Below are 11,768 nucleotides of genomic sequence, written 5' to 3' on the forward strand. Positions count from 1 at the left end.
TAGAGGGGGAATTGTATTATCTCTAAAATACAAAATGTCATCTAAGACGTCGAATAATTGCTATAACTTATTGTAATACTTGATCAACTCATTGAGTTGCTTGTAGTCCAATTTCCCTTTAGCCAGCTTGAGATGATGAATAATAGCTAAAGCTTTCTTCATTCTGCTTTCCGGATTCTTGACTTTGGTGACGGTATAGACCATCATACGCTGCTTGCCAGGAGTCAGCTTTTCAAAATAGTCAGCACCTTCTTTATCTTGATCCATCAGGACTTGAAGTTCCTCTGGCATTTCATGACCATATTCGCTATGATCACGGTCAATTTTTATTAGAAATACGCTATTCTCAACTAAGTGAAAACGAGTTCGTAGGTCCTGATTGACCAGGATATACCAATATTCCTTGGATTTCATCAGTGCCATGTGGAATGGCCCACCGTCTTTTATCCAAACCAAAACCCTGCGATGTTTATCATCCATCATCTGGGCTGAGATTTCATCTGAAATTGGAATGTGATATTGCCAATGATTAAACTCGAATGCAGCCAATTTTCCTTGAAATTCTATCATTCTTGTGCTGGCAAAGGAGTGATTTTCAATGCAATCTCACCATTAGTCAAGGTAACCGGAATCGTTAATTCAGAATTCTTAGTTTCGTAATTACCCAAGTGTTTTGTCTCGCCAGTCAGCGTATTAATGGATTTTACTAGGTAAGTCCACTCTCTTGAAGACTTCATAACAAGTTGCGTAGTTGACTCTCCAGCCTCAATCAAATACGCCAGCCAACCTTCATGTCCATCACTTAAGGCATATGCTATCATCCCAGGTGCTCCAATTACATCTGATTCAGTGGGATGTGCTTTTTTCAAATCCATAGCATGGAGTGTTTCAGAGAGGATTTTCAGCTCTTTTCTCAATGCAGTACTTCCTCCTCCAGGAGCTTCATTTACGCCAGTTCCGTCTTCTTTTCCCACAAAAAAGGAATAATCTAGGTTATTGAAAAGCCCGCCTCCCGAAAGCATAAATACCCACGCTTGTCTGCGATAGACCATATCCTCTGAGCCTGCAAACCCAGACTCATCAAAACCAATGACTCTATTCCAATGATAATTCCAGGTAGCGGATTCTGGCCAATTGTAATGGAAATTCAGAATGGAAATATGTTCGGATACAGAAGCAATGGGTGCCTTGAAGTTCGAATAGTTTTGTGCGATCAAGTGTTTTTTCGGAAGTGAAGCTTCTGTGCTGGCTATAGTTTCAGCGATGGCTTCTTGCCATTCCAGTGATTTGTCATCTGCTAGGTCAACTTTGACTTGCCAGTTTGGTCCATCTAGCGCATACGTGTTGGCAATGTTTAAGGCAGTGATTGGTCTATCTGACCAGGGTTCATTTTGAATCTCAAAGAAGAAATTATCAAAGGCATTTAGCTCGGTGACAAGCTTGGTGACATAGGATTTTTGAAGCTTGAGCAGCGCGCCATTGTCTGTAGTATGGGCTAGTTTTCGATCCAATGTACCTGATTCCTCCATACGATTCTTGGGGTTTTGGGGGTTCATCTCCCAGTGATCGTCATTATAGATGGAAGAGAAAAGCGTCACTTCTACGATGATATCAAGATCCTGCGCTAGCTGCATAAACTTGGCTAATCGCTCGAAATAAGCCGGATTATACGAATTCCAGTTGAATTTCATTGCGTCATTTTCGATTTTTGTGATCCAAGGAACAATCACATTGCTCGCTTCAGGTGCCAGCGTATTGTGTTTTATAGAAAAGCTTTTCGAAGGGATCTCGAAATAACTTCCCATAAAGATTCTGGTGTAGTTCATTCCTTCCTGATGCAGTGTATGGAGGTATTTTTCGAAGTCAAAACCCTGATTCAAAATAGCCCCATAATGCTCTGCTGAGGTGATCAAAGCCAAAGGTTTACCCTTGTATTCAAAGTAATGAGGGTTTTCCGGGAGTAATTTTATTGGTTGATTTTGTGAAAAGCTTATCGAGTAATTGGAAAAGGCGAAGATGAAAAACAAGAGAATTTTGGCGCAGTTCATTGGGAAGGAGTTTTGGGTTAGTATGGGACTAAAGTAAAAAATCCCTTCAACTTTAGCATTTGAAGGGGTTTGGAATTAGTTTAATAAATCACTTAACCTGGATTGTTGAAGGTAATCAGGAATGAGGTTCCTTTACCTACATCACTTTTTACCCGTATGGAACCTCCGTGACTTAAGATAATATTTTGAGTGTTGGTAAGTCCTAGTCCAGAGCCTGTAGCTTTGCTGGTAAAAAAAGGCTCGAATAATCGCTCTACATTTTCTTGAGGGATTCCTTCACCATTATCTCTAATCTCAATTCTACACTGGCTATTTTTTATCGTTGTTTTCAGAATTAGCTTTCCTGCCTTTTCGGTCATTGCTTCTATCGCATTCACGATTAGGTTGATCAGTGCAATTTTTACTTTTTCGCCATCTACCTGAATATCACAGATATCGGTTTGATAATGTTTGATGATACTGATTCCTTTGAGTTCAATTCTATCTTGGACATGCTCCAGGGCTTCATTTAAAAGGGTATTGATCGAGTGACTTTTTGCGTCCAATTCAGTAAACCGGGTGCTGTCCAGTAGCTGCGTGACTAGGTGGTTGATTCGGTCACAATTCCTGCGGATCACGTCTATCAAATCACCACTTTCAGCAAGGACAGAGGCAGGGAGCTCCATCTGCAGCTGGTCTGCAGATAAAAGGATAGTGGTAAGGGGGTTTTTCACTTCATGTGCCAAAAGCCGAGCTATTCTACCGGTAGAGGAGAATTTCTTGAGGTTTAGGTCTTCTTCTTCTTTAGCTTTGATCGCACTGAGATCTTTGATCAAAACCTGAAAAATGTTTTCGTCCTGCTTTACTATACTAATTAGACTGTTGATGGAGTGACCTTTGTCTATGGTCAATAGTGCTTCCATATCATAAAGCTCTAGACTTTTGAAAAACAAATCATCCAGTTCCTGCCTTGAGGATTCTTCTGGCAGTAGCTCTTTGAAGAAAAAGCTTTCTTCAGAATTGGGATCGAAGGCTTGACTTCCGAATTTTTTGAGAAATGCAGGATTAGCTTCCATAATCTCACCTGCACCATTGATCAAAAGGAATGGATCACTTGCTAGCTCAAAGATTGATCGAAACTTGCGTGCAGCATCTGCCAACGATTCAATCAAATGCGCGTCACGGATGGCATACCTGAGGATTCTATCTAGGGAATTTGCATCAAATTCGCCTTTGACAAGGTAGTCGGAGGCTCCAAGGGAGAGGGCTTCTCTATCAATGTCTCCTGTACTCATCCCAGTGAGCATGATTACAGGGGTATGTTTTCTACGTGATTTGATTTCACGAATCAGCTCCAGTCCGGTATCTTTTCCCAGTCTGTAATCCACCAAGAAGACATCGAAGCTTTGATTCAGCTTAGAAATTGCCTCGTCTAGACTAGATGCACCTTCTAATTCATAGCTCGTATCCGTAATTCTTTTCAATAGAGAGGATACCAGTAAGAAGTCATCCGGGTCATCATCTACATATAGTATTCTAATTTCTTCTGCGATAATCATACTTTGGTATATGCCGGCAACAGGACTGTTTTCGACCAGTAATTTTCTATTTCTTTGGTTACGTTGATTAATTCCTCAAAAGATCCAGGTTTGGTAATATAGCTACTCGATCCCATTTTGTAGGTAATCTTTATATCATCTATACTATTGGAAGTAGTGAAAATAATAACTGGAATGGATTTTAGTTTGTCGCAGCTTTTAATTTCAGCCAGCGCAGCGATTCCATCTTTGCGAGGCATATTGAGATCCAGGAGAATGATGTCTGGCATAGGATATTTTTCTAGATCATCGTAAGGTTTGGCACGCTTCAAATATTTCAGAAGTGCCTCACCATCCTCCACGCAAGTGACTTTCTCCTTAGGCAGAGTTCTTTCAAATGCTTTTAGGATTAATAATTTATCGTCTTCATCGTCTTCTGCAACTAGAATATGTATTGGTTTCTCGAAGGACATGATCATAAAATCTTTGAAGAACTAGGGTTGAATTCAGCTGAAATGATAAGCACGATTTTGCGAATTAGATACTGCACTAATTATTTGGGGCAACAGCATTTATGTGCTTGCAACTGGCAAGATAATGTCAAAGGTAGCACCTTTTCCCGGACTACTTTCTGCAAATATGACTCCTCCATTTTTCTCAATGATTTTACGGGTGATGGAGAGGCCTATTCCGGTACCTTCATATTCCTTCTTGGCATGCAATCTCTGAAAAATCGAGAAAATTTTATCTGCATGTTCTTTTTCAAAGCCTATTCCATTATCACTCACTTTGATCAAGTAGTAGTTTTTGCTAGGGTTTAGAGATGGATGCTTACTAATGAGCTCTTGGCTGGCTTGATCAGCAGTGATGGTGATTTCAGGATTTACATCCTGTTTGGAGAATTTGAGTGAGTTAGAAAGTAGGTTTTGAAATACCTGTCGATACTCTGTTTCGGAGCCTTCTACTTTCGGTAAATTCCCATAAGTTATTTTGGCGGCTTTATCTTGGATAGCTATTTCGAAGTCTTCAAGCATCTCAGAGATGATTTTAGACAATTTCACTGATTTCACTTTTTCAGGATCTTTTTTACCAACTCTGCTATATTCTAGCAGGTCAGTGATCAAACGTCTCATCCTCACTGCCGCCGCTGTGATCCTGCTCAGGTAGAGTCCTCCTTCTCCTTTTAATTTGTCTGCGTATTGCTCATTCAGTAGATCGGAAAAGGCAGTGATTTTACGAAGTGGTTCCTGCAAATCATGAGAGGCGACATAGGCAAATTGCTCTAATTCTTTATTCGAGTCATCAAGGAGTTTGATCTGATCTTTTAATTTTTGCTGAAAGGTGCCGATTTCCTTATTTGCTGTCAGCTGAGATTTGTTATACTGATAGATAGAAAAGAAAGTGACCAATCCAATGGTAATCGAGAAGATAGAGATAAGTCCTACAATTAATGGCAGGGCATTAATGTTGTTAATCAAGCTTTGATTTTTTTGTATAAAAAGATTGTTTTCCACATCGTTAATGCGGAGTACTACATCTTTGATCAGTTTATAGCCGATCAGTGCATTACTTGTTTTGGTAGGGTCAAGGAAGCCGACTAATTTTCCATGCTCGCTCATATAGTTAATAGTAGTATCAAAAGTCCTGACTCTAGCAGAGATCAGTCCTCTGAGTTCTTCTATGTTATTCTGCTGTTGCCCATTGTCACTAGTCAATTGTTGCAACTGTGTTAGAAGCAACTCAGCATTAATATTGGACTGCTCATAATTGGTCAAAAATTCTTCATTCCCTGTCAGAACATACCCTCGGATATTTGTTTCTCTTTCCAGAATGCTGGAGTATAATTCACCTGTTCTCTGTAGGACATGTGAAGTGTGCATGACTCCATAGGTGTAGTATTCTATTCGGCCGGCTGTCCAATAAGATATGGCACTACCTATAACAATCAGGATAAGTGTCACGATCGAGTAGATTTTAACTTGGCGAATAGATGGTTTTGGCTGGTTCTTCATTTTTTTATTTCCCATAATTGGGGAATTTATTACTCAATAAGAATAAAGTGCTGTTCTCATACTTGATCTTTTACTGCTATTTTTGGGCTATTTCATGCTTTTAGCCTTGTTTTTACAGTTTTAATCTAAATGAGGCATGCCAGTTGAATCACATGATATAAATAAATCTATCAATCTAAACACTAAAACTATGAGTTCTTTATTGTATTTCATCGCAGTAATTCTTCTGATCGGCTGGCTTGTCGGAGTATTTGCCTACAGCGCAGGAGGATTAATCCATGTATTATTAGTTCTTGCAGTTATCGCGGTACTGTTCCGATTGATTTCAGGTCGATCCATCTAGCTAGCGTAAGCAGAAGAGCACCTGCGATATTGACTCATCAAAGAAATTTGAAACACTTAACCAACGCAATGATTTTTTTTACAGAAATAAAAGGAATCTGGAATGTATTCAAAGGTAACCTTAAACAGCAATATGCAGAGCTTTCTGATGAGGATTTGACATTTGTGGAAGGAAAGGAAGATGAACTTTGAGGTTGATCGCAGCAAAAAACTGGTAAAACCAAAGAAGAAATTATCAGCTCAATTAAATAAATAAGAAACTCAACTCTAATTTAAATCAAAATTTAAATCACTATGAACAGATCAACAATAAACAAGACTCTTTGGCTAAGCGGACTTTTAACCGGAGCTGTAGTAGGTGTATATCTCTACAAAAATAGGGAAGAATTTGGGCCTCAAAAAGAAAAATTAAATAGCTTATTAGGTGATTTTCAATCAATTATTGGCGATTTGAAAACAAAACTTTTGGAAGCCAAAACGGATGGTTTGGAAGCAACGAAGTCAGCGCTCAAATCTGCCAAAGACAAAGTAGAGAAAGTGAAATGAAATAGGTTTAGAATTTGAAAAGGTGTGGCTTATAGCTGCACCTTTTCTTTACTCTTTTCCTGACTGAGACACCCTACCCAATTACCAAGATGAATGTTCCTATGGTTGAATAGCGTAGAAGATTATGTGATGAATAATAAACTAATACTAGTAATAGATGATGAGCTGGAAATAAGATCTCTTTTATCGAGATTTTTAGGTAGAAGGGGTTTTTCGGTTTTATCCGCGGGTACACTCAAAGAAGGAAGGAAATTGTTTATTCAATCAAAACCTGAATTAGTTTTCATGGACGTCAACCTCCCTGATGGGAGTGGTTTGAATGAATTAAAGTATATTAATTCTGGTAAAGTCCTATCCAAGGTGATTATGATGAGTGCCTTTGATCATAATGAAATAAAAATGGAAGCAATTCACTATGGTGCCCTAGACTTTCTCAGTAAACCGTTCAACATAGCGCGATTGGACCAGGTAGTTCAGAGCCAGTTAATAAACACATCCAACACACAATAAACCATGGCTAAGATTCTCGTAATTGACGATAATATAGATATATGTCAACTTTTGGAGCGATTTCTCACTAAGAAGGGCTACGAAGTAGAAACTACCATATCAGGAAAAAATGGTCTTGACATGATCAAAAAGACTTTTTTTGATCTTATTTTCTGTGATTTCAAATTGCGGGATATGGATGGAAGAGATGTGCTGATGAAAGTAAGAGAGATATCACCAGGCACTCAAGTGGCAATTATTACCGGGTATGCCGATGTGAAAATCGCTGTGGAAGTGATCAAAAATGGAGCATTTGACTATGTGACCAAACCATTGATCCCAGATGAGATCATCAATTTAATAGAGCGGGCTCTGGCAGCAACCAAATCAAGTAAATCAAACACCCAAACTTTCTCAAATGCCTCACAGCTAACGAAGGAATCTGATTCTAAACCTAATAAATCTGACTCTAAATATCTGAGAGGTACAGGTGCTGAATCAAAGAAATTGTACAAAGAAGTAGCTCTGGTAGCCCCCACTAGCCTGAGTGTAGTAATCTATGGCGAAAGTGGAGCCGGTAAGGAAAATATAGCGCGTATGATTCACCATCAAAGTGAGCGTGCCGGTAAGCCGTTTATAGCAGTAGATTGTGGAGCCTTGACCAAAGAACTTGCAGGAAGTGAACTTTGGGGGCATGAAAAAGGATCATTTACAGGGGCGTTGGCTGAGAAACCCGGGCAATTCGAACTGGCTGATGGAGGGACCATCTTTTTGGATGAGGTAGGTAATCTGTCTTATGAAACCCAAGTTGGCTTACTTAGATTGGTACAGGAGCGTAAGCTTAGAAGAATTGGTGGTACCAAAGACAAGTCTATTGATGTAAGAATCCTCGTAGCTTCTAATGAAGACCTTCGAAAGGCTGTTTCTGCAGGGAAATTTAGAGAAGATCTTTATTTTAGATTCAATGAGTTTAGTATCACTGTGCCTCCTTTGAGAAATAGAAAAGCAGATATTGAAGCATTTGCCTACCATTTCTTAGAGCTTTCTAACGCGGAATTGAATAAAAAAGTCTTTGGCTTTGACGAGCAAGTGATGGATGTCTTGATGGAGTATCCATGGCCAGGTAACCTCCGTGAGATGCTCAATGTCATCCGTCGGGCTACGCTGTTGACTGATGGAGGGCAGATGTTTGTATCTGCGCTGCCTCCAGAAATCGTTTATTCTCAAAAATTCAATTTTTCGGATTCAGATTCAAGCAGAGCGGAGAATAAAGCAAGTAAAATGCCACTGAATCTTAAGGATGCTGCTGCTGAAGCTGAGGCCGAGGTATTGAAGAAAGTTCTTGAAGAGGTCAAATACAATAGAACTCAAGCGGCAAAGCAACTGGGAATTGACCGCAAGACGCTCTTCAATAAAATGAAGCAATACGATTTGTAGAGAAAATTGATCACTTGGTCCGGACATAATTCCGGGCTTTTTTTTGCGCCAATTTATCAACGAATTGGGGAATTTTTTTCATGAATTTCTAAAAGTCCATAAGTCTTGAAATTACACTTTCCAGCTTTTATTTTCTTTAAATAAGCTTGTTTAAAATAGTATTGGTCTGAGGGTTTTATTCGCAGTTTTTGATTTTGAAGCCAGTAGAATGGCATGCCCATTGAAAGTACAGTAGTATAATTTTAAATAATAAAATACACTACCTATGACTACTACTAAAGCAACGCTTGGAAATCATTTGAAATTAGACAATAAGGCTATGAGAAATGTATCGGACAAGCTAAATGACCTGCTTTCTGATTACCATATTTTCTATCAAAATGTAAGAGGGTTTCATTGGAATGTAAAGGGTGAAAATTTCTTTGATCTTCATGTCAAATTTGAAGAGCTATATGCCAAACTTTATGAAAACATAGATGAAATGGCAGAAAGAATTGTAACCATTGGCTTCAATCCTTTACATGCATATTCCGACTATTTGAAAAACACGATTCACAAGGAAATTACTGATGTTTCCAATGGAGATGAATGCGTGAAGCATGTAATAGATGGATTAGGCAGTCTGGCACAATCCCATAGAATAGCAGCTAAGATTGCAGAAGAAGCAGATGATATAGCTACAGCAGATATGCTCACCAGATTTGTAGGTGATATCGAGAAGAGAATGTGGATGTTTACTATGTTCTCTAAGTAATTCCGAAAAAAAACTAAACCAAAAAACCGCAGATAAGACTCTGCGGTTTTTTTTGAATCAGGCATGAATCCCCGTATGGCGTAGCTCCTCCTATAATTAAGGTTTAGCGTACAAAGTTGAAAACTGCCTAAAAGCAGTCAATGAGCTATAACCTGCCTTTTGTACGCTTAATTTTTAAACCATCCAGCGATACTTTTTCTTTCCCGAGTGAGTGAAGGTTGGACTTCATGCTCCATTTCATCACTTCGAAAAAATACCAATCGACCGCCTACTGGATAAATATCTTTCTGTGCGCCTGCTGCGGGATATAATGAAAGCATGCCACCATCTTCAACTGTCCAATCCTGATTGAGGTATAGAATAATGGAAAACTTTCTACCCTTTTCACTTTTGAACTGATCTATATGCCGCTTATAAAAGCTATTTTTTTCGTAATTAGAATAGTGACTTTCAAAACTCTTGATAGAAGTGAAGCAGGTTTTATTCAAATGCGCAATAAACTTCCCGACTTTTTTTAAATAGATTATTTCAAATGGATTTACGCTATGATCCTGAATCCAATTTATTTTATCGCCTCTAATACCTTTGTCCTGCTTGATATCAATTGAATTGCCTATACCTGCCAGCCTAAGGTTGCCAGATGCAGACAGACTTTGAATCGTGTCTCTTAGTCCCGTCACGGTACTGGGTAGTATGAAGTCATTGACGCAACCATATTTATTGTCAATAAGCCCCTGAATTAGCTCCTCAAATTGATTTTGCTCTCGAATCTCTTCGTCTTCCATGTTGCACCAGTTAATTTTTAGCCAAGCACATTGTGTCACAAAATGAGCTGTCAGAAAGATCGTTATTTTTCGAGTTCATTCCTGCTTCTTATCTGCTAATTAATTGTGCAGGAAGATCAGGTTTTTGAGAATTTTTGTTTCCGTTACGATTCACGAGTTCCTTGAGGTGTCTTTATTGATCCTGAGTGAATAGACCGTCTTTATTTCTGGTATTGGCATATTATAATACTCCCCATTGCTTGGGCCAAAGATTGGTATTGATAAGTTTTTAGGATATGTAGGATACAAATGAAAAGGGAACTACTATAAAACCTATAATTCCTATAAATTTGGTAGGAAATAAAAATTTTGTGAATTAATTTTGCTCCTCATACATCTGTTTTCTTAAAGTGCCACTATGCAACGAATCCTACTCAAACTAAGGAATGAGCCATTTTGGGCTATGTTTTTTGGTTTTTCTTTAATGATGTTTGGGTTGATAGTTACACAGACATTTTCGCAGGCTATTGACAGTTGGGAGCTAGACGTAGAGGCTTTCCTATGGTTTTTGCTGGTAGGATTTGTGGCGCAGAGTATCGACGGAGCACTTGGGATGGCTTATGGAGTCAGCTGCAATTCAATTTTGCTGGGAATAGGTATTCCTCCAGCTACTGCATCTGCTTGGGTACATTTCGCGCAGGTTTTCACGAGTTTGGCCTCGGGAATTTCTCACTGGAAAATGGGGAATGTAGATTGGAAACTAGCCAAGAAACTTCTCATACCAGGAGTATTAGGCTCCATAGTTGGAGCTTTTTTGCTATCAAATATTGACGGTGATCTGGTGAAACCTGTGATCGCAATCTATCTTTTTGTGATGGGGCTAGTGATATTGAGCAAGGTGTTCAAGAAGAAAAAGCCTAAGTTTGACCCGAACAGTAGAAGTCTTCCTATCCTGGCTACTACCGGAGGTTTTGCCGATGCCATAGGTGGTGGAGGATGGGGTCCTATCGTAAATAGTACGTTGCTCAGTAAGGGTAAAATTCCGAGATATGCCATCGGCACGGGTAATTTTGTGGAGTTTTTTGTGTCGCTGGCAAGTGCAAGTACCTTCCTGTATTTTGTGAAAGAACTGAGTTTAGCGCCTGTACTTGGTTTGATATTGGGTGGTGTAGTAGCCGCTCCCTTTGCTGCGTATATCTGCAAATTAATCAAACCAAAGTACCTAATGATAATGGTGGGGTTATTGATCATTTTCTTAAGTATTAGGACGATATATCTCATACTTACCTAAACAAACCTTCGCTTTTGGAGGATTTTTGTAATTTGAGTTAATCAAATTCTTCAGATGCTATCCAAACGCGCTAAGTACGCTATCAAGACTATTCTTTATCTTCAAGATCACGTGGAAGACAAACCTCTTTCGGCGAAGTTGATCTCGATCAATGAAAATATCCCCTATAAGTTTTTGGAGAATATTCTGCGTGACCTAAAAACGCATCAGCTGGTGAAGAGTGTACGTGGGGCAGAAGGTGGTTATACACTGGCAATGGATCCAAGTGATATCACTATTGCGCAGATTATGCGAGTGGTGGACGGACCCATAGCCTTGATTCCTTGTGTGTCTGAGCGTTTTTACGAGTCCTGTGGAGAGTGCACAGATGAAGATACGTGTAGAATCAGAAAACTTTTTTCTGAGCTTCGTAATGAAATGCTTCCAATTCTGGAGCGATCGATTACCACCTTAGCCAGATAAGAACAGGCGGGTAGATATTATCCATTCTCTTACATCAGCCCTATGCTCGATTTCAAAGCATTTTAAAAACGAAAAGCGGCAGTTTTTCGACTGCCGCTTCAAAATA

General features: G+C 39.2%; 14 protein-coding genes. 8 read left to right on the forward strand and 6 right to left on the reverse strand.

Annotated features, from left to right (window positions below; all coding sequences use genetic code 11):
* Nucleotides 1-60: 60 nt before the first annotated feature.
* The 5 genes from U3A58_RS01770 to U3A58_RS01790 form a co-directional block, all read right to left on the reverse strand.
* A complete protein-coding gene (locus U3A58_RS01770; RefSeq protein ID WP_323821663.1) occupies nucleotides 61-570 on the reverse strand; it encodes a YdeI/OmpD-associated family protein in 510 nt (169 codons plus the stop codon).
* Nucleotides 567-2,048, reverse strand: coding sequence for a hypothetical protein (locus tag U3A58_RS01775; RefSeq protein ID WP_323821664.1), 1,482 nt, complete (start codon nucleotides 2,046-2,048; stop codon nucleotides 567-569). Before U3A58_RS01775 ends, U3A58_RS01770 begins: the two co-directional genes overlap by 4 nt.
* A 92-nt stretch (nucleotides 2,049-2,140) precedes the next feature.
* A complete protein-coding gene (locus U3A58_RS01780; RefSeq protein WP_323821665.1) occupies nucleotides 2,141-3,586 on the reverse strand; it encodes a hybrid sensor histidine kinase/response regulator in 1,446 nt (481 codons plus the stop codon).
* The gene (locus U3A58_RS01785) at nucleotides 3,583-4,038 is read right to left on the reverse strand and encodes a response regulator (RefSeq protein WP_323821666.1); all 456 of its coding nucleotides are present in this window, start codon (nucleotides 4,036-4,038) and stop codon (nucleotides 3,583-3,585) included. Before U3A58_RS01785 ends, U3A58_RS01780 begins: the two co-directional genes overlap by 4 nt.
* Before the next feature lie 99 nt (nucleotides 4,039-4,137).
* Complete coding sequence (locus U3A58_RS01790; RefSeq protein WP_323821667.1) at nucleotides 4,138-5,592, reverse strand: sensor histidine kinase; 1,455 nt, start codon at nucleotides 5,590-5,592, stop codon at nucleotides 4,138-4,140.
* Nucleotides 5,593-5,767: 175 nt separating this feature from the next.
* Here U3A58_RS01790 and U3A58_RS01795 point away from each other — a divergent pair, with 175 nt between their 5' ends.
* The 6 genes from U3A58_RS01795 to U3A58_RS01820 all read left to right on the forward strand — a co-directional run bounded on the left by U3A58_RS01795 (nucleotide 5,768) and on the right by U3A58_RS01820 (nucleotide 9,145).
* On the forward strand, nucleotides 5,768-5,920 hold the full coding sequence (locus U3A58_RS01795) for a lmo0937 family membrane protein (protein WP_323821668.1): 153 nt from the start codon (nucleotides 5,768-5,770) through the stop codon (nucleotides 5,918-5,920).
* 68 nt (nucleotides 5,921-5,988) lie between these two features.
* Nucleotides 5,989-6,111, forward strand: coding sequence for a CsbD family protein (locus tag U3A58_RS01800; protein WP_416377273.1), 123 nt, complete (start codon nucleotides 5,989-5,991; stop codon nucleotides 6,109-6,111).
* 102 nt (nucleotides 6,112-6,213) lie between these two features.
* A complete protein-coding gene (locus U3A58_RS01805) occupies nucleotides 6,214-6,465 on the forward strand; it encodes a hypothetical protein (protein WP_323821669.1) in 252 nt (83 codons plus the stop codon).
* Between the two features lie 93 nt (nucleotides 6,466-6,558).
* On the forward strand, nucleotides 6,559-6,975 hold the full coding sequence (locus U3A58_RS01810) for a response regulator (protein WP_323821670.1): 417 nt from the start codon (nucleotides 6,559-6,561) through the stop codon (nucleotides 6,973-6,975).
* A gap of 3 nt (nucleotides 6,976-6,978) precedes the next feature.
* The gene (locus tag U3A58_RS01815; protein ID WP_323821671.1) at nucleotides 6,979-8,391 is read left to right on the forward strand and encodes a sigma-54-dependent transcriptional regulator; all 1,413 of its coding nucleotides are present in this window, start codon (nucleotides 6,979-6,981) and stop codon (nucleotides 8,389-8,391) included.
* Between the two features lie 265 nt (nucleotides 8,392-8,656).
* Nucleotides 8,657-9,145 carry a Dps family protein gene (locus tag U3A58_RS01820; protein WP_323821672.1) on the forward strand — a complete coding sequence of 163 codons (489 nt, stop codon included), beginning with the start codon at nucleotides 8,657-8,659 and terminating at the stop codon, nucleotides 9,143-9,145.
* 167 nt (nucleotides 9,146-9,312) lie between these two features.
* On the opposite strand, the gene U3A58_RS01825 is transcribed toward U3A58_RS01820, so the two are convergent.
* Nucleotides 9,313-9,930, reverse strand: a complete 618-nt coding sequence (locus U3A58_RS01825) for a 2OG-Fe(II) oxygenase (protein ID WP_323821673.1) — start codon at nucleotides 9,928-9,930, stop codon at nucleotides 9,313-9,315.
* 397 nt (nucleotides 9,931-10,327) lie between these two features.
* Here U3A58_RS01825 and U3A58_RS01830 point away from each other — a divergent pair, with 397 nt between their 5' ends.
* On the forward strand, nucleotides 10,328-11,200 hold the full coding sequence (locus U3A58_RS01830) for a sulfite exporter TauE/SafE family protein (RefSeq protein WP_323821674.1): 873 nt from the start codon (nucleotides 10,328-10,330) through the stop codon (nucleotides 11,198-11,200).
* A gap of 54 nt (nucleotides 11,201-11,254) precedes the next feature.
* Nucleotides 11,255-11,662: an RrF2 family transcriptional regulator gene (locus U3A58_RS01835; RefSeq protein WP_323821675.1), complete on the forward strand. Its 408-nt coding sequence runs from the start codon at nucleotides 11,255-11,257 to the stop codon at nucleotides 11,660-11,662.
* Nucleotides 11,663-11,768: the final 106 nt, after the last annotated feature.

This window comes from Algoriphagus persicinus (genome assembly GCF_035156415.1).
Classification (GTDB): Bacteria; Bacteroidota; Bacteroidia; order Cytophagales; family Cyclobacteriaceae; genus Algoriphagus; species Algoriphagus persicinus.